Origin of the sequence: Micrococcus porci (assembly GCF_020097155.1) — a bacterium.
GTDB classification, from domain to species: domain Bacteria; phylum Actinomycetota; class Actinomycetes; order Actinomycetales; family Micrococcaceae; genus Micrococcus; species Micrococcus porci.
Window position 1 is genome coordinate 1,497,189 of the sequence record NZ_CP083691.1, and the last position, 17,414, is coordinate 1,514,602.

Annotated in this window: 15 protein-coding genes; all 15 read left to right on the top strand. The window is 75.1% G+C overall.

Translation table 11 applies throughout. The features are described from left to right. Window positions 1–7 precede the first annotated feature (7 nt). The 15 genes from ftsL (at window position 8) to KW076_RS07250 (ending at window position 17,293) form a co-directional block, all read left to right on the top strand. Window positions 8–598 carry a cell division protein FtsL gene (gene ftsL, locus KW076_RS07180; RefSeq protein WP_224354667.1) on the top strand — a complete coding sequence of 197 codons (591 nt, stop codon included), beginning with the start codon at window positions 8–10 and terminating at the stop codon, window positions 596–598. Then, the gene (locus KW076_RS07185) at window positions 598–2,424 is read left to right on the top strand and encodes a peptidoglycan D,D-transpeptidase FtsI family protein (protein WP_224354668.1); all 1,827 of its coding nucleotides are present in this window, start codon (window positions 598–600) and stop codon (window positions 2,422–2,424) included. The genes ftsL and KW076_RS07185 overlap by 1 nt, the downstream gene beginning before the upstream one ends. Before the next feature lie 35 nt (window positions 2,425–2,459). Then, entirely contained in the window at window positions 2,460–4,211 is a 1,752-nt protein-coding gene (locus KW076_RS07190; protein ID WP_224354669.1) for a Mur ligase family protein, read from the top strand. Then, window positions 4,208–5,731, top strand: a complete 1,524-nt coding sequence (locus KW076_RS07195) for a UDP-N-acetylmuramoyl-tripeptide--D-alanyl-D-alanine ligase (protein WP_224354670.1) — start codon at window positions 4,208–4,210, stop codon at window positions 5,729–5,731. The genes KW076_RS07190 and KW076_RS07195 overlap by 4 nt, the downstream gene beginning before the upstream one ends. Beyond that, window positions 5,728–6,858 carry a phospho-N-acetylmuramoyl-pentapeptide-transferase gene (gene mraY, locus KW076_RS07200; RefSeq protein ID WP_224354671.1) on the top strand — a complete coding sequence of 377 codons (1,131 nt, stop codon included), beginning with the start codon at window positions 5,728–5,730 and terminating at the stop codon, window positions 6,856–6,858. The genes KW076_RS07195 and mraY overlap by 4 nt, the downstream gene beginning before the upstream one ends. Continuing rightward, on the top strand, window positions 6,855–8,423 hold the full coding sequence (murD, locus tag KW076_RS07205) for a UDP-N-acetylmuramoyl-L-alanine--D-glutamate ligase (RefSeq protein WP_224354672.1): 1,569 nt from the start codon (window positions 6,855–6,857) through the stop codon (window positions 8,421–8,423). Before mraY ends, murD begins: the two co-directional genes overlap by 4 nt. A 29-nt stretch (window positions 8,424–8,452) precedes the next feature. Then, the gene (gene ftsW, locus KW076_RS07210) at window positions 8,453–9,718 is read left to right on the top strand and encodes a putative lipid II flippase FtsW (RefSeq protein ID WP_224354673.1); all 1,266 of its coding nucleotides are present in this window, start codon (window positions 8,453–8,455) and stop codon (window positions 9,716–9,718) included. Continuing rightward, the gene (gene murG, locus KW076_RS07215; protein ID WP_224354674.1) at window positions 9,715–10,842 is read left to right on the top strand and encodes an undecaprenyldiphospho-muramoylpentapeptide beta-N-acetylglucosaminyltransferase; all 1,128 of its coding nucleotides are present in this window, start codon (window positions 9,715–9,717) and stop codon (window positions 10,840–10,842) included. Before ftsW ends, murG begins: the two co-directional genes overlap by 4 nt. Beyond that, window positions 10,839–12,320, top strand: a complete 1,482-nt coding sequence (gene murC, locus KW076_RS07220) for a UDP-N-acetylmuramate--L-alanine ligase (protein ID WP_224354675.1) — start codon at window positions 10,839–10,841, stop codon at window positions 12,318–12,320. The genes murG and murC overlap by 4 nt, the downstream gene beginning before the upstream one ends. 44 nt (window positions 12,321–12,364) lie before the next feature. Continuing rightward, the gene (locus KW076_RS07225) at window positions 12,365–13,096 is read left to right on the top strand and encodes a cell division protein FtsQ/DivIB (RefSeq protein WP_224354676.1); all 732 of its coding nucleotides are present in this window, start codon (window positions 12,365–12,367) and stop codon (window positions 13,094–13,096) included. Between the two features lie 301 nt (window positions 13,097–13,397). Further along, window positions 13,398–14,663, top strand: coding sequence for a cell division protein FtsZ (ftsZ, locus tag KW076_RS07230; protein WP_224354677.1), 1,266 nt, complete (start codon window positions 13,398–13,400; stop codon window positions 14,661–14,663). A gap of 89 nt (window positions 14,664–14,752) precedes the next feature. Further along, window positions 14,753–15,496 carry a purine nucleoside phosphorylase YfiH/LACC1 family protein gene (locus tag KW076_RS07235; protein ID WP_224354678.1) on the top strand — a complete coding sequence of 248 codons (744 nt, stop codon included), beginning with the start codon at window positions 14,753–14,755 and terminating at the stop codon, window positions 15,494–15,496. Next, window positions 15,489–16,271, top strand: coding sequence for a YggS family pyridoxal phosphate-dependent enzyme (locus tag KW076_RS07240; RefSeq protein ID WP_224354679.1), 783 nt, complete (start codon window positions 15,489–15,491; stop codon window positions 16,269–16,271). Before KW076_RS07235 ends, KW076_RS07240 begins: the two co-directional genes overlap by 8 nt. Before the next feature lie 116 nt (window positions 16,272–16,387). Continuing rightward, on the top strand, window positions 16,388–17,002 hold the full coding sequence (locus KW076_RS07245; RefSeq protein ID WP_224354680.1) for a cell division protein SepF: 615 nt from the start codon (window positions 16,388–16,390) through the stop codon (window positions 17,000–17,002). Between the two features lie 3 nt (window positions 17,003–17,005). Further along, window positions 17,006–17,293 carry a YggT family protein gene (locus tag KW076_RS07250; RefSeq protein ID WP_224354681.1) on the top strand — a complete coding sequence of 96 codons (288 nt, stop codon included), beginning with the start codon at window positions 17,006–17,008 and terminating at the stop codon, window positions 17,291–17,293. Window positions 17,294–17,414: the final 121 nt, after the last annotated feature.

Consider the following 17,414-nt stretch of genomic DNA (forward strand, 5'->3'; position numbering starts at 1 on the left):
GACCGGGATGAGCGCACAGGCGTGGAGGGACGAGGCGAGGACGGCCTGGCCGCGGACCGGGGCGACCCCGGAACGCGAGCACCGGCAGCGCACGCCGCTGTCCGTGGTCCCCACGCCGCTGCCCCGCTCGGGCTCCGGCGTGGCCGTGCTGTGCGGACTGGTGCTGCTCGTGGCGCTCGGCCTCGTCCTGGTGATGAACATCACCATGTCCAACCGGCAGTTCACCCTGCTGGACCTGCGCGCCCAGCAGACCACCCTCACGGAGACCAACGAGCGCCTCGCAGAGCAGGCCGGCTACCTTGACGCGCCCCAGAACCTGGCGGCGCGGGCCGGGGCCATGGGCATGGTCAGCCCGGGCGCCACCTCCACCGTGGACGTGGCGTCGGGCGCCGTGGCGGGGCCCTCCACGGGCGCCGGGTCGACGACCCTGCCCGAGGGCCGCATCGCCCCGCCCGCCGACGCCGACCTCGCCCGCCAGGGCGAGGCCCAGGGGCAGATCCCGGGCCCGCGCACCGTGGACCCGGCCGCTCCCACCGCGGCCCCGTCCGGGGAGACCGCCCCGACCCCGGCGCCCACGGACGCCCCCGCCGGCCGCTGATGCCGGTCTCCCGCTCCCGCGTGAGCGGCGCGGGCTCCCGCACCGCACCGCCGATCGGCACGGCCCGGGTCCGGTCGCGGACCGTCCTGCTGCTGCTCCTGGCCCTGGTGACCGTGCTCGGCCTCCGCCTGGTCTGGGTCCAGGGCATCGACGCCTCGGGCGCGGCCGCCACCGCCATGAGCGAGCGCCTCAAGACGCAGGAGATCCGCCCGGAGCGCGGCGCCATCACCGACCGCGACGGGGCGGTGCTGGCCTCCACCGTGCGCCGCTACGACATCGTCGTGGACCAGCGCCTGGTCAAGGACTTCAAGGAGTGGGACGCGGAGAAGCGCCAGAGCGTGCTCGTGTCCATCGACTCCCGCCTGTCCAGCCTGGCGGAGGCCCTGGGCATGAGTGAGGACGAGGTGCGCGCCGCCGCGATCGGCGACCGTCCCTGGGCCGTGCTCAAGCGCTCCGTGACCCCGGAGGTCCGCGACCGCGTCCTCGCCCTGAAGGTCCCCGGCGTCCTCGCCGATGCGGTGGACCGCCGCACCTATCCCAGCGGGGCGGTCGCCGGCAGCCTCGTGGGCTTCATGAGCTCCGACGGCACGCCCCTCGAGGGCCTGGAGAAGAGCCAGGACGCCGTCCTGTCCGGCACGCCCGGCACCCGCACGTTCGAGGTCGGGGCGACCGGCATCCGCATCCCCAACGCACCCGAGGACGTCACCCCAGCGGTCGACGGCGCGACCCTCCGCCTCACGCTGGACAAGGACGCCCAGTGGTACGCCCAGGAGGCGATGGCCCGGCTCGCGGACACCTACTCCGCGCAGTGGGCCAACGCCGTCGTCATGGACGCGAAGACGGGGGAGGTCCTGGCCCTCGCGGACTCCGCGACCGTGGACCCGGGGGACCCGCAGGCCGCGGACGCGCGGGCCCGCACCCCCGGAGTCGTGTACACGCCCTACGAGCCCGGCTCCACCGGCAAGACGGCGACCATGGCCGCGGCCCTCGACATGGGCCTGGTCACCCCGGAGACCGGCCTGGAGGTCCCGGACCGGTTGGAGCTCAAGGGGCAGCCGCCCATCCGCGACGCCTCCCCGCACGAGACCTACACGATGACCGTGGCGGGAGTGTACGCCCGCTCCTACAACACCGGCACCGTGATGGTGGCGGAGAAGATGTCCGACGAGCAGCGCTACGAGTACATGCGTTCGTTCGGGATCGGCCGGCCGATCGACCTCGGACTGCCCCAGCCCGCCCGCAGCGTCCTCGCGGCGCCGGGGGACTGGGACGGCCGCCAGCGCCTGGTCACCGCGTTCGGCCAGGGCTACACGGTCACCACGCTGCACACGGCCCAGATGTTCCAGGCCATCGCCAACGGCGGCGTCCTCGAGCCGGCCCGCCTGATCGCGGCCACGGTCGGTGCGGACGGCACGGAGCACCGCTGGGACCCCGGGGTCGCCTCCCGCCGCGTGGTCTCCGAGCAGACGGCCGAGGAGATGCTGCGCATGATGGAGACCGTGGTCACCCAGGGCACCTCCACGGTGGCCCAGCTGCCTGGCTACCGGGTCGGCGGCAAGTCCTCCACCGCGCAGGTCGCCGGGGAGACCGGCACCTACGACGGCTACAACTACGGCTTCACCGCGGTCGCGCCGCTGGACGATCCCCGCTACGTGGTCTCGGTGTCCATGAACCGGCCCTCGGCGGGCGGCAGCTCCAAGGTGGTGGCGGCCGCGGCCGCGGACGTGATGCAGCACATGCTTCGCCAGGGCGGGGTGCCGCCCGGCGGCGCCGAGCCGGACGATTACCGCGTGTTCGTGGACGACCCGCAGGAGCGCCCGTGGTGAGCACGACGTCAGCAGCAGCAGACCAGGAGGACCAGATGACCGACGACGCCCCCCAGACGACGGCGCCCCTCACCCCCGCCGAGCAGGACGCGGCCTTCCGCCCCGCCGCCGTGACCCCGGTGGCGTGGGCCGAGGTGGCCGCCGCCCTGCGCGCCGCCGGCCAGGACGTCCGCGAGCGGTCCGCCGCCGCGGCCCCCGCGGTCACCGGCGCTGCCCTGGACTCGCGTGTCGTGCGCCCGGGAGACCTCTACGTGGCGCTGCCGGGCGCCCGCGCCCACGGCGCCGCGTTCGCGGCGGCGGCCCGCGAAGCCGGTGCGGCGGGGGTGCTGACGGACGGGGACGGCGTCGCACTGCTCGCGGAGCAGGGGCTGGACGACCTTCCCGTCCTCGAGGTGGAGTCAGTGCGGGCGGCCGCCGGCGTGGCCGCGGCCCGGATCTACGGCGGCGGCCCCGACGCCGGCCCTCGGCTCCTCGGGGTGACCGGGACCAACGGCAAGACGACCACCAGCTTCCTGGCGGCGTCGATCGTGGAGGCCCTGGGAGAGCGCTCCGGCATCATCGGCACCATCCTCACGCGCGCCGGCGACCGGCAGGTCCCCTCGACCCTCACGACCCCGGAGTCCGCCCAGCTGCACGCACTGATGGCGCTGATGCGCCAGGAGGGCGTGGACACGGCGGTGATGGAGGTGTCCTCCCATGCCGTGGAGTACCGGCGGATCGCCGGGCTGCACTACGCGGTGGCCGGGTTCACGAACCTCACGCAGGACCACCTGGACCAGCACGGGACCATGGAGGGCTACTTCCGGGCCAAGCTCGGCCTGTTCGAGGCCGACCGCACGGACCGCGCCGTCGTCGTCCTGGACGGCGGCGAGGGGCCCCGCTGGGGCGTGAAGACGGCCCGCCGGGCCGGCGCCCCCGTGACCACCCTGGCCCTCGGGGCCGCCTCGCCGACCCCGGGCGCCCTCGCGGAGGAGCACCCGGACGTCGTCCCGGACTGGCAGGTGACGGACCTCGTCGCCGACGGGCTCGGCCACCGGTTCGCCCTCGTGCACGCGGCCACCGGCCGGCGGCTCCCGGCGTCGGTGGGCCTGCCGGGCCTGTTCAACGTGGCCAACGCCGCGCTGGCCGCCCTCATGGTGCTCGAGTCCATCGGGGAGGACCGCCTGGACGAGCTCGCCGCGGTGCTGGACGTCCCCGCCGGCACCGGCCCCCTGGCTGCCGCGGTGCCCGGCCGCATGGAGGTCGTCGGCCGGGAGCCGGACGCCGTCGTCGACTTCGCGCACAATCCGGACGGCATGGTCCAGGCCCTGCGCGCCCTGGGCGACGCGCGGGCCGCCGCCGGCCGTGCGGGCCGCACCCTGATCGTGTTCGGCGCCGCGGGCGACCGCGACGCCACGAAGCGGCCCCTCATGGGCCGGATCGCGGCCGAGCACGCGGACGTCGTGATCGTCACCGACGACACCCCGCACACGGAGGACCCCGCGCCGATCCGCGCGCAGCTGCTCGAGGGGGCCCGGGAGGAGGCGGCCCGCGCCGCCGCGGCGGGGCGCGAGGTGCGGGTGGAGGAGTTCGCCGACCGCGCGGCGGCCATCCGCCGCGCCGCGGAGCTCGCCGCTCCGGAGGACGGCATCCTCGTGGCCGGTCGCGGCCACGAGACCGAGATGGACTACGACGGCACGCTCGTGCCGCTCGACGACCGCGTCGCCCTCCGCGACGCGCTGGCCGCGCGTCGCCCGGGCGACGCCCAGGAGCCCGGTGTCGCCGGGGGTAAGGTCGCAGGCAAATGATCGCACTCACCGCCGCCCAGATCGCCGAGGCCGTCTCAGGCACGCTGTCCTCCACCCTGGACCCGGAGACCGTCCTCGTGCACGTCACGCCCGACTCCCGCGAGGTCGTGGGGGAGGGCACCCTCTACGTCGCCAAGCCGGGCGAGCACGCCGACGGCCACGACTACATCGACGCCGCCCTCGCGGCCGGCGCGTCCGCGGTGCTGGCCGAGCGGCCCACGCAGGACGCCGACGGCGCCGCGCACCCTGCCATCCTCGTCGCCGACGCGGTGCTCGCGATGGGCGCGCTGGCCCGCGAGGTGGTCCGGCGCATCCGCGAGCACTCGCCGACCACGGTCATCGGCATCACGGGCTCGGCGGGCAAGACCACGACCAAGGACCTCCTCGCCGCGCTGCTGTCCACCCAGGGGCCCACCGTGGCCCCGGTCGGCTCGTTCAACGGGGAGGTCGGCGTGCCCCTGACGGTGTTCCGCGCCGCGCTGGACACCCGCTACCTCGTCGTGGAGATGGGCGCCGACCACGTCGGCAACATCGCCTACCTGTGCGACGTCGTAACCCCGGACATCGGCGTGGTGCTCATGGTGGGCACCGCCCACGCCGGCAGCTTCGGCGGCGTGGAGAACATCGCGAAGACCAAGGGCGAGCTGGTGGAGGCCCTCGGCCCGGACGGCGTCGCCGTGCTCAACCGCGACGACGGCCGCGTGGCCGCCATGGCCTCCCGCACGCAGGCCCCGGTCGTGTGGTTCTCCACCGAGGAGTCGGGCGCCGCGGCGGCCGCCGAGGACGTGGCCGCCGGCCGCGCGTCGGGCCTCTCCGTGGCCCGTGCCCTCACCGCGGACGCCGAGGAGCGCCCCGTGTTCGACCTGCAGCTGGGTGCCGACCTGGACGCCCCGCGCCACGCCGTGCGCGCCGGCCTGACCGGCCTGCACCACGCCCACAACATGCTCGCGGCGGCGGCCGCCGCGCAGGCCGCGGGCATGGACCCCGCGGACATCGCCCGCGGTCTCGACGGCCTCGGCCCCACGAGCCGCCACCGCATGGAGCGCAGCGAGCGCGCCGACGGCGTGAGCATCATCAACGACGCCTACAACGCCAACCCCGAGTCCATGCGCGCCGCCCTGCGGACCCTGGCCACCCTCGGCCGGTCCTCGGGCCGGCGCACGTGGGCCGTCCTGGGGGAGATGCTCGAGCTCGGCGACGCCCGCATCCGCGAGCACACGCTCGTCGGCGAGTCCGTGGTCCGCCTGAACATCTCCCAGCTCCTCGTGGTGGGCGCCGGCGCGCGCCCCCTCTACATCGGCGCGATGAACGAGGGCAGCTGGGGGGACGAGGCGCACTTCGTCGACGACGTCGAGCAGGCCGAGGCCTTCCTGGCCGAGGCCCTCCAGCCCGGGGACATCGTGCTCGTGAAGTCCTCCAACGGCGTCGGCCTGGCCGCCCTCGGCGACCGCCTGGCCGCCGCCGACGTCACCCCCTCGACCGCCTCCCCCTCCGACACCACCAAGGAGACGCGCCCGTGATCGGTCTGCTCATCGGAGGCGTCCTCGGCCTCATCCTCTCCGGCCTCGGCACGCCCCTGTTCATCCGGTACCTCGTCAAGCGGGGCTACGGCCAGCAGGTGCGCGACGACGGCCCGCAGACGCACAAGTCGAAGCGCGGCACGCCGACCATGGGCGGCTTCGTGATCATCTCGGCGCTCGTGCTCGGCTACCTCCTCACGCACGGGATCCTCGCGCTGCTCGGCTCCGAGCTCGCCGGCCCCACGGCGTCGGGCTGGATCGTGCTGCTGCTCACCGTGGGCATGGCGTTCGTGGGCTGGATCGACGACTACACGAAGATCGCCAAGCAGCGCTCCCTGGGCCTCACCCCCAAGGGAAAGATCATCCTGCAGGGCCTGATCGGCACCGCGTTCGCCGTGCTCGCCCTGCTCTTCCCGAACGCGGACGGCGTGACCCCCGCGTCGACGGCGGTCTCCTTCGTCCGGGACATCCCGTGGCTCGAGCTCGCGTTCGCGGGCCCGGTGGTGGGCGTGGTCCTGTTCGTGATCTGGTCCAACATCATCACCACCGCCACCACCAATGCGGTGAACCTGACGGACGGCCTCGACGGCCTGGCCGCCGGCGCCACCGCCATGGTCACCGGCGCGTACGTGCTCGTCTCGCTGTTCCAGGCGAGCCAGTCCTGCGGTCTCACCGAGGGCGCGGAGGCCTGCTACGTGGTGCGCGACCCCATGGACCTGGGCCTGCTCGCCGCGGTCCTCACGGGCGCGCTCCTCGGCTTCCTCTGGTGGAACACGTCCCCGGCCAAGATCTTCATGGGCGACACCGGGTCCCTCGGCCTCGGCGGCGCCCTCGCCGGCCTGGCGATCCTCTCCCGCACCGAGATCCTCGTGGTCATCCTGGCGGGCCTGATGGTGGCCATCACCCTCTCGGTGATCATCCAGGTCGGGTGGTTCAAGATCTCCGGCGGCAAGCGCGTGTTCCTCATGGCGCCCCTGCAGCACCACTTCGAGCTCAAGGGCTGGGCCGAGGTCACCGTGGTGGTCCGGTTCTGGCTGATCTCCCTGGTCTGCGTGATCATCGGCCTGGCCCTGTTCTACGGCGAGTGGCTCCTGCAGCACGGCGCCCTCCAGGCGGTGGCCCGATGAGCGCCCCCGTGATGCGCCCGCACGCCGACACGGACCGCACCCGCGGCCTGCGCACCTGGGACGACGCCGGCTGGGCCGGCCTGCGCGTGGTCGTCACCGGGCTCGGCGTCTCCGGGTTCTCCGCCGCCGACACGCTGGCCGAGCTCGGCGCGCGCGTCGTCGTCGTGGACGGCCGCGACTCGCCGGAGAACCGCGCCAAGGCGGACACCCTGCGGATCGTGGGCGTGGCCGACGTGCTCCTCTCGGAGGACGCGACGCATTCCCTCCCCGAGGTGGACGGCGAGCGCCCGGACCTGGTCGTGACCTCCCCGGGCTGGCGGCCGGACCAGCCGCTGCTCATGGCGGCCCACGAGGCGGGCCTGCCGATCTGGTCGGACGTGGAGCTGGCCTGGCGGCTGCGCGAGCGCGCCGGCCGCCGCACCGCCGACTGGGTGTGCCTGACAGGCACCAACGGCAAGACCACCACCGTGACCATGGTCGAGGCCATCCTGCGGGCCGACGGCCGCCGCGCCCTGGCGTGCGGCAACGTCGGCACCCCCGTGCTCGACGCGGTCCGGGACCCGGAGGGCTTCGACACGCTGGCCGTCGAGCTCTCCAGCTTCCAGCTGCACTGGACCCACTCGATCGTCCCCGCCTCCTCGGCGGTCCTGAACCTGGCCGAGGACCACGTCGACTGGCACGGATCCATGGAGGAGTACGCCGCCGCCAAGGGGAAGGTCTACGAGCGCACCACCGTGGCGTGCGTGTTCAATGAGGCCGACGCGCTGACGCGCACCCTGGTGGAGCGCGCCGACGTCGCCGAGGGCTGCCGGGCGGTCGGGTTCACCACGGACACCCCGGGGCTCTCCGACGTGGGCGTCGTGGACGGGATCATCGTGGACCGCGCGTTCCTGGAGAACCGCCGCCACGAGGCGATCGCCCTCGCCGAGCGGTCCGACCTCGGCGCCGTGGCCCCGCGCCACACCGTGGCCAACGCCTGCGCCGCGGCCGCGCTGACCCGCGCCGTGGGCGTGTCCCCGGAGGCCGTCGCGGAGGGGCTGCGCTCCTACGACCGTGGCGAGCACCGCATCCAGCTCGTGGCGACCTCCCGCGACGTCATGTGGGTCAACGACTCCAAGGCGACCAACCCGCACGCCGCGGACGCGTCGCTGGCCGCGTTCTCGTCGGTCGTGTGGATCGCCGGCGGCCTGCCCAAGGGCGTCACCTACGACGAGCTCGTCTCCGCCCATGCCGGCCGGCTCCGCGAGGTCATCCTGCTCGGCACGGACACGTCCGAGCTGCGCCGCGCCCTGGCCGCGCACGCCCCGGAGGTCCCCGTCCACGCGCCGCTCGCCGACGCCGACGGGCACGGCTCCCCGGACGGACGGGCCGTCATGGCCGAGGCCGTCCGCCTCGCCGACGCCCACGCCTGCCCCGGCGACACCGTGCTGATGGCCCCCGCGGCGGCGTCGATGGACCAGTTCCGCTCCTACGCGGAGCGGGGCGACGCATTCATCGCCGCCGTGGCCGAGCTCATGCGCGAGCACGGCTGGGACGTCGACTCCGAGGCCGACGCCCCGGCCTGACCGCCCGAACCGAGCAGACCAGGAGCCCCATGCCGTCCACCGCCACCCGCCCCGAGGCGTCCTCGCGTGCCAGCGCCCGGACCGCCGTGCGCCCGCGCCTGGCCGGGTTCTGGGGTGCGCTCGAGGGCCGGCGGGCCCTGGACTGGGCCGCCCTGCTGATCGGGCTGTGCACCGCCGTCCTGACGGTGCTCGGCCTGGTCATGGTGCTCTCCGCCTCATCGGTGGAGGCCATCTCCAGTTCCGGCGGATCCTACGGCCTGTTCCTGCGCCAGGGCGGATGGGCCCTCGGTGGGGCCGTGCTGCTGGCCGTTCTCCGCCGCCTGCCCGTCGACCTGTACCGCCGCCTCGCGTGGGCCGCCTACCTGTTCGCGTTCCTGCTCCTGGCGCTCGTGGCCTTCACCCCGCTGGGCAAGGAGGTGAACGGCAACACCAACTGGCTCCAGCTCGGCCCGGTCACGTTCCAGCCCTCGGAGGCGGCCAAGCTCGCCATGGCGCTCTGGGCGGCCGCCGTGCTGCAGCGCAAGGAGCGGCTGGTCCACCTGGTCTCGCATGCGCTCGTGCCCGTGCTGCCGTTCGGCGTGGCCCTGATCCTGCTGGTGCTCAAGGGGCGCGACCTCGGCACCGCCCTCATCCTGGCCTTCATCCTCGCCGTCATCCTGTTCGTCGCCGGCACCCCCGGCCGGGTGTTCGCCGTCCTCGCGGGGATCGGCGTCGTCGCGGCGCTGGGGATGACCGTGTTCGCGGCCAACCGCATGGAGCGCGTCCAGGCGTGGCTCTTCGGCTGCGAGGGGCTGCAGGGCGACCCCTGCATGCAGCCGGACCACGGCATCTACGCGCTGGCCTCCGGCGGCTGGTGGGGCGTGGGCCTCGGGCAGTCCCGCCAGAAGTGGAACTACATCCCCGAGGCGGAGAACGACTTCATCTTCACCATCCTCGGTGAGGAGCTCGGGCTCGTCGGCACGCTGCTGGTGCTCGCCTGCTTCGTGGGACTGGCCGTCGGGATGTACCGGGTGGCGGCCGGCGCGTCGTCCACCTTCGTGCGGCTCGCGACGTGGGGCATCCTGGCGTGGATCGTCGGCCAGGCGGCGATGAACATCGCGATGGTCACCGGCCTGCTGCCCGTGGTCGGCGTGCCGCTGCCCTTCATCTCCTATGGTGGATCTGCGCTGACCCTGTCGCTGGCGGCCGTCGGCGTGGTGCTCTCCTTCGCACGCCACGAGCGGGACCTGCTGCCCGCCGCGGAGGCGTCCGCCGCCGACCCCGCCTCGTCCGCCTCACCCCAGGAGTCCCGATGACCACCCCGAACGACGCCTCCCGCCCGCTGCGCGTGGTCCTGGCCGGCGGCGGCACCGCCGGCCACATCTCACCGATGCTCGCCATCGCCCGGGCGCTGGGCCGTCAGGACCCGTCCACGGTGTGCACGATGGTCGGCACCGACTCCGGGATGGAGACCCGGCTGGTGCCCCAGGCCGGGTACGAGCTGGACTTCGTCGAGCGGGTGCCCATGCCCCGCCGACCCTCCATGGACGTCGTGCGGTTCCCCGGGCGCTTCCAGGCCTCCGTCCGGCAGGCCGGGGAGATCCTCCGCCGCCGCGGCGCGGACGTGCTCGTCGGCGTCGGCGGCTACGTGTCCACGCCGATGTACCTCGCCGCCTCCCGCGCCGGCGTGCCCGTCGTCGTCCACGAGGCCAACGCGCGGCCGGGACTGGCCAACCGGGTGGGCGCGCTGCGCGCCGCCCGCGTGGGCACCGCCCTGCCGGACACCCGCCTGCCGAAGGCGCAGTGGGTCGGCATGCCCATGCGCCCGGAGATCTCCGGCCTGGACCGCGCCGCGGCCCGGGACGCCGCCCGCGCCGAGCTGGGCCTCGACCCGGAGCGGACCACGGTCGTCGTGACCGGTGGCAGCTCCGGCGCCCTGAACGTGAACCGGACCGTGCGGGAGAGCCTGGACGACCTCCTCGGCGCCGGCCTGCAGGTGTTCCACCTGACCGGCCGCGGCAAGGAGCTCACGGATGAGGCCGGCCAGCGCGTGACGCGCCCCGGCTACGTGCAGCGCGAGTACCTCGACGGCATGGAGAAGGCCTACGCCGCCGCCGACCTGATCGTCGCCCGCTCCGGTGCCGGCACGGTCTGCGAGATCGCCGCCGTGGGCCTGCCCGCCGTCTTCGTGCCCCTGCCCGTGGGCAACGGCGAGCAGGCGCTCAACGCCCGCCCCGTGGTCGACGCCGGCGGGGCCCTGCTGGTGCGGGACGAGACGTTCCGCGCCGACTGGGTGCGCCGGGAGCTGATCCCCCTGGCCACCGACCCCCAGCGCCTCGCCGCCATGGGAGAGGCCGCCGCGCGCCTGGGCGTGCGCGACGCCGACGTCAGGACGGCCGACCTCGTGCGCGAGGCGGCCCGGGAAGGAGCCCGCCGATGACCACGCAGCAGACCCCCGAGGGGCGCGCCCGCCGGGAGCGCGTCGCGGCGCTGGGCCGGGTGCACCTGCTCGGCATCGGCGGGGTGGGCGTGTCCGGCGTGGCCCGCATCCTGCAGGACCAGGGCGTCGCGATCTCCGGCTCGGACGCCAAGGACCTCCCGGTCATGCACGACCTCGCCGCGGGCGGGGCGCGGATCACCGTGGGCTACGACGCCGCGCACGTCGGCGACGACGTCACCACCGTGATCGCCTCGTCCATCGCCGGTCCGGGCAACCCGGAGCACGACGCCGCGGTGGCCCGCGGGCTGCGCGTGCTGCACCGCTCCGAGGGCCTGGCATTGGCCATGGAGGGCCACCGTGTCCTCGCCGTGGCGGGCACGCACGGCAAGACCACCACCTCCTCCATGGCCGCCATGGCGTTCACCGACGCCGGCTGGGACCCCACGTTCGCGGTCGGCGCCGCCGTCGCCGGGCTGGGCACCAACGCCCGTGCGGGCGCCGGGGAGTGGTTCGTGGCGGAGGCCGACGAGTCCGACGGCACCCTGGTGAACTACCCGACGACGATCGCCGTGGTCACCACCGTCGAGGCGGACCACCTCGACCACTACGGCACCGAGGAGGCCGTGCACGAGGTGTTCCGCGTCTTCGCCGGACAGCTGCCCGCGGCGGAGGACGGCGGCGCCCTCGTGGCCTGCCTCGACGATGAGGGCGCGGCAGGCCTGGCGGCGTGGGCGCATGAGCACGCCCGGGCCGCGGTGGTGACTTACGGCACGGGGCCGCGCGACGGCGTCGAGCCGGACCTGCTGGTCGACGGCGTCACCGTGGAGCCGGGGGAGTCCGGCGTGGGGCAGCGCGCCCGCTTCACCCTCGCGGACGGCACGTCCGCCGAGGTGCGACTGCAGGTCCCGGGCCGGCACAACGCCCTGAACGCCGCCGCCGTCGCCCTGGCGGCGGTCCGCGCCGGCATGTCGCTCCGAGAGGCCGTTCACGGGCTGGAGCAGTTCCGCGGCACGGCCCGGCGGTTCGAGTTCCGGGGCGCCGAGCGTGGAGTCCGCGTCTTCGACGACTACGCGCACCACCCGACCGAGGTGGTCGCCGCCGTCTCCGCGGCTCGGGCCGTGGCCGGCGAGGGCCGCGTCCACGTCCTGTTCCAGCCGCACCTGTTCTCCCGGACCCGGGACTTCGCGGCGGAGTTCGCCGCGGCGCTCTCCGGCGCGGACCGGGTGCGCGTGCTGCCCGTGTACGCGGCGCGCGAGGAGCCCATGGAGGGCGTCGACGCGACCCTCATCACCCGGGCCCTCACCACGCCGGACCCCGCGGACCGCACGGTCGCGGTCGACCGGGCGGCCGCGGTCCGCGAGCTCGCCGCCGGCGCCCGCGAGGGCGACGTCATCCTCACCATGGGCGCGGGCGACGTGACGGCCCTGGGGCCGGACCTCGTGGCGGCGCTCGCCGCGGACCCGTCCGTCGACGCGTGAGCCGGCGGGGTCGTCGCGCAGGGTCCGGCACCGGATCCACGGTGGTGGCCTTCCCGGGGCGCTCGGCCCGGGAGCGCCGCCGCCGACGCGCGGGCATGCTGGCCGCGGTGTTCGCGGCGCTGGCCCTGGCCGCGTGGGCGGTGTTCGCGTCGCCCCTCCTGGCCGTCGACCGGATCGACGTGACCGGCACGCGCCTGGTGGACCGTGCCGCGGTGGAGGAGCGGGTGGCGCCGCTGCGGGGGGTCCCCTTGCCGCGCATCGGCTCCTCCTCCGCGGGGGATCTGCTCTCCGGCATGCCGGGCGTCGCGTCGGCGAGGACCGTCGCCGTGCCGCCCACGGCCCTGGAGGTGCGCATCGAGGAGCTGGCGCCGGTGGCGCGCTCCGCCGGCGGCGACCGGGCGCAGGTGCTCCTCGAGGACGGCTCCGTGCTCGGCTCCGTCCCGGTCTCGGCCCTCCCGGGGGAGGGCGAGGAGGGAGGGGCGCTGCCGTCGGCCCCGGAGGCGCTCCTCACGGCCGGTCCCGACGTGCGCGCCTCGGCGGCCACCGTCCTGCGCGCCCTGCCGGACGGCGTCCGGGATCGGGTGCGCGGCGTGGATGCGGGGAGCCCCGAGCAGGTGCGGCTCGACCTGGGCGGCGGCCGGACCCTGGTCTGGGGGGACGCGTCCGAACCGGAGCGCAAGGCCGCGGTCGCGCAGGCGCTGCTGGACGGCCTCGAGGACGCGCGCGGGGTGCGTGAGGTGGACGTGTCCGTCCCGGATCGGCCCGTCACGCGCTGATCCGCCTGCAAGGAGCTTCACCTTCGACGTGAGGGTGAACTTCGCAGCCCTCGAGATCTGGCACGGCGGCGTGGGCATCGGCCGATGCCGCGAGGTTCAAGTTTCGCGTGAAGGTGGAGATCAGCACGCCGCCAGGCGCGCCATCATGCGGAATCCTTTGCGTCGCGGGAGGTCCTCCCAGTACGGTGGGATCGAGCACGCGCGCGTCGACCTTCCATGCTGACTTGAAGGCGCCGCCGCCGACCTCGCCCTCGCGACGTGGGCGAGGGCACCGAATCCTCGAGCAAAGGGAATGGACACCGTGGCTGCACCCCAGAACTACCTGGCCGTCATCAAGGTCGTCGGCATCGGCGGCGGCGGCGTCAACGCCGTCAACCGCATGATCGAGGTGGGGCTCCGCGGTGTGGAGTTCATCGCCATCAACACGGACGCCCAGGCGCTCCTGATGTCGGACGCCGACGTCAAGCTGGACGTGGGCCGCGAGCTCACCCGCGGCCTCGGCGCCGGCGCCAACCCCGAGGTCGGTCGCCAGGCCGCCGAGGACCATGCGGAGGAGATCGAGGAGGTCCTGCGGGGGGCCGACATGGTCTTCGTGACCGCGGGCGAGGGCGGCGGCACCGGCACCGGCGGCGCCCCCGTCGTGGCCCGCATCGCCCGCTCGCTGGGCGCCCTGACCATCGGCGTCGTCACCCGCCCGTTCACCTTCGAGGGCCGCCGTCGCGCCGGCTCCGCGGAGAACGGCATCGACGCGCTGCGCGACGAGGTCGACACCCTGATCGTCATCCCGAACGACCGTCTGCTCTCCATCTCGGACCGCAACGTCTCCGTCATGGACGCCTTCCGCCAGGCGGACCAGGTGCTCCTCTCCGGCGTGCAGGGCATCACCGACCTCATCACCACCCCGGGCCTGATCAACCTCGACTTCGCCGATGTGAAGTCCGTGATGCAGGGCGCGGGCTCCGCGCTGATGGGCATCGGCCACGCCCAGGGCGAGGACCGCGCCGTCAAGGCGGCCGAGCTGGCCATCGCGTCCCCGTTGCTCGAGGCGTCCATCGACGGCGCCTACGGCGTGCTGCTCTCCATCCAGGGCGGCTCCGACCTCGGCCTGTTCGAGATCAACGAGGCCGCCCGGCTGGTGCAGGAGGTCGCGCACCCCGAGGCCAACATCATCTTCGGCGCGGTCATCGACGACGCCCTCGGCGACGAGGTCCGCGTCACCGTCATCGCCGCCGGCTTCGACAAGGTGGACGCCACCTCTGCCCCCGCGGCGCCGTTCCAGCAGCAGGCCGCCCCGCAGCGCGCCGCCGCGCCGCAGCAGCCCGCCCAGCAGGCCCAGCAGGCTCCGGTCTCGCAGCAGGCCGCGCCGCAGCGTCCGTCCGTGCCCGGCACCATGCCGCTGAACAGCTCCTCGGCCTTCGGCGGAGCCCCCGCCCAGCCGGCCGCGACTCAGCAGCCCGCCGCCCCGCAGCAGCCCGCCGCGCCGCAGCGGGCCCAGCAGGACCTGCCCACGGTCGTGGAGCCGGAGTTCGGCTCCTCCGACCTCGACGTGCCGGACTTCCTCAAGTGAGCCTCGCGGGAGGGCCGGTCGGGACGCAGCCGGTCCCGTCCGGCCCTTTCGTGCACCGTGAGGACCTCCGTGCCGACGCGCGGGGGCGCGTGGCGCACGTCGCCTGGACCTCCGCCGAGGCCGGCAGCCTCGCGTTCCACATCCTCGGCGCGGAGCAGGAGCAGGCCCGGGCGGACGTCGTCGCGGCCCGCCATCGCGTGGAGGACGCCATGGGTGTGCCGCGCGGATCCGTCTTCTACCTGGAGCAGGTCCACTCGGTGGACGTCGTCACCGCCGGACCCGGCTGGGAGGAGGGCTTCGCGCCCACCGCGGACGCCTCGGTGAGCCCGGACGGCCACACGCCGCTGGCCGTCATGGTCGCCGACTGCCTGCCGGTCGTGTTCGTGGACGGCCTCACGGGGGCGACCGCCGTGGCCCACGCCGGTCGGCGCGGCCTGCTGGACGGGGTCCTGGAGAACACGGTGGACGCCCTGCTCGCGCTGCGCCCCGAGGGCTCCGCGGGGGCCTTCGGCCTCAAGGCGTGGATCGGCCCGGGCATCTCGGGGGAGTCCTACGAGGTCCCGCAGGCCATGCAGGACGAGGCTGTCGCCCGCATCCCCGAGCTGGAGGCGACCACGAGCTGGGGCACGCCGGCCCTGGCCCTGGCCTCGGGCGCCCAGGCGGTCCTGCGGGCGCGGGGCGTGGCCGTCGAGCGCATCGCCCTGGACACCTTCACGGACGAGCGGGTGTTCTCCCATCGGCGTGCGCCGGGTCGGGGCCGGTTCGCCGGGCTCGTCTGGACGACCCCGGCCGACGTCGACCAGGACCACGACGCGGGCGACGCCCGTGGCTGAGCCCCTGCAGGACGACCCGCGCGTCGCCGAGATCGCCGCCGGGCTGGACGGCGTCCGGCGGCGGATCGCGGATGCCGCGGCCGCGGCCGGCCGGGCGGACCTCCCGGAGCTGATCGTCGTGTCGAAGACGCACCCGGCGGAGGACGTGGTCGCCCTCGCGGGTCTGGGTGTGCGGCAGGTGGGCGAGAACCGGGACCAGGAGGCACGTCCGAAGGCGGCCGCCGTCGCGGAGGCCCTGGGCGGGGCCGGCGTGCCGGCCCCCGCGTGGCACTTCATCGGGCAGCTGCAGACGAACAAGGCCAAGCACGTGGCCCGCTACGCGTCCGCGGTGCACTCCGTGGACCGGCTGGACCTCGTCGACGCGCTGTCCCGCGCCGTGGTGTTGCGGCGCGAGCGCGAGGGGGCCGACGCCGTGTCGGCGCTGGACTGCCTCGTGCAGGTCGACGTCGACGACCGCGCGGACGAGGACCGCCCGGAGGGCATCGGGCCCCGGGGCGGCGCGGCCCCGGAGGACGTGCCGGAGCTGGCCCGCGCGATCGCCGCCGCCGACGGCCTGCGCCTGCGGGGCCTGATGTGCGTGGCCCCCCGCGCGGCGGACCCTGCGGCGGCGTTCGCCCGGCTCGCGGCGCTGTCCGCCCGGGTCCGTGCGGAGCACCCCGACGCCGACGCCCTCTCCATGGGCATGTCGGGCGACCTCGAGGCCGCCGTGGCCGCGGGGGCGACACACGTCCGGGTGGGCTCGGACATCCTCGGCGCCCGTGGGGCCGTGGGATAGCGTGTGACCCACGTGCCGACACGCGCCCGGCAGCCCCGCGGCGTGACGGCGCGGCACTGGACGACGAACGACGCGCCCCCGCTGGGGGCCGAACCGACGCGGTGGAGGACAGCGACATGGCCGGCGGCCTGAAGAAGACGATGATCTACCTCGGCCTGGCCGACGGGGACGAGTACGACGACGACCCGCGGCACGAGGCCGTGGACGCAGCCCCGCGGCGTGAGCCCGTCGAGGCCCGCCGCGTCGCCGAGCCCGCGCCCCGGCTCGAGCCGGAGGACGAGGAGTTCGACGAGCCGTCGACGCCCTCGCACGCCGGATCCACGGCCGCCGCCGCGGCCGAGCCGGCCCCGCGCCGCGCGGCGTCCCGCCCCGAGACCGCCGACCCGGGCCACCGCGCCCCGGTCACCCCCATCAAGCGAGCCGCCGCCCCGTCGGCCGAAGGAGATGCCGTGCGCACCCTGTCCACCGTCCACCCGCGCTCCTACAACGACGCCAAGCGCATCGGCGAGGCGTTCCGCACGGGCACCCCGGTCATCATGAACGTCACCGACCTCGGCGAGAACGAGGCCAAGCGCCTGGTCGACTTCGCGGCCGGGCTGGTGTTCGGCCTGCACGGGTCCATCTCCCGCATCACGAGCAAGGTGTTCCTGCTCACCCCGTCCTCCGTGGAGGTCGTCGGCGAGGAGCCGCCCGCCGGCCGTGACGGGGACGCGCCCTACGACAACGACTGACCCGTGCAGCTCGTCTTCGCCCTGCTCTACTTCGTCCTCACCGCCTACATGGCGGTGCTGACCGTGCGGATCGTCCTCGACGTGACGCGCTCGTTCGCCCGCTCGTGGCGGCCGTCGGGCCCTGTGCTGGTCGCCGCGAGCGGCGTCTACGCGCTCACCGACCCGCCGCTGCGGGCGCTGCGCCGCCGCATCCCGCCCCTGACCCTCGGCGGGGTCGGCCTGGACGTCGCGTTCCTGGTGGTCTTCCTGGGTGTCGTGCTGCTCCGCGTGCTGGTGCTGACGCTGGCCTGAGCGACGCCGGCGCCGGCCGCCGGGCGCCGCTTGCGGGTCCCCGTCGGCGCAGGGGCCCGGTGGTAGGGTCAAGCATCGTGAGACCGGCGGTGGCCGGCCGCATCCGATCGCCGGCGCCGGC

Excerpts from the sequence above, each read along its gene's own strand:
- ftsL (WP_224354667.1), top strand. The coding sequence starts at position 8 with ATGAGCGCACAGGCGTGGAGGGACGAGGCGAGGACGGCCTGGCCGCGG.
- KW076_RS07185 (WP_224354668.1), top strand. The coding sequence starts at position 598 with ATGCCGGTCTCCCGCTCCCGCGTGAGCGGCGCGGGCTCCCGCACCGCA.
- KW076_RS07190 (WP_224354669.1), top strand. The coding sequence starts at position 2,460 with ATGACCGACGACGCCCCCCAGACGACGGCGCCCCTCACCCCCGCCGAG.
- KW076_RS07195 (WP_224354670.1), top strand. The coding sequence starts at position 4,208 with ATGATCGCACTCACCGCCGCCCAGATCGCCGAGGCCGTCTCAGGCACG.
- murD (WP_224354672.1), top strand. The coding sequence starts at position 6,855 with ATGAGCGCCCCCGTGATGCGCCCGCACGCCGACACGGACCGCACCCGC.
- ftsW (WP_224354673.1), top strand. The coding sequence starts at position 8,453 with ATGCCGTCCACCGCCACCCGCCCCGAGGCGTCCTCGCGTGCCAGCGCC.
- murG (WP_224354674.1), top strand. The coding sequence starts at position 9,715 with ATGACCACCCCGAACGACGCCTCCCGCCCGCTGCGCGTGGTCCTGGCC.
- murC (WP_224354675.1), top strand. The coding sequence starts at position 10,839 with ATGACCACGCAGCAGACCCCCGAGGGGCGCGCCCGCCGGGAGCGCGTC.
- KW076_RS07245 (WP_224354680.1), top strand. The coding sequence starts at position 16,388 with ATGGCCGGCGGCCTGAAGAAGACGATGATCTACCTCGGCCTGGCCGAC.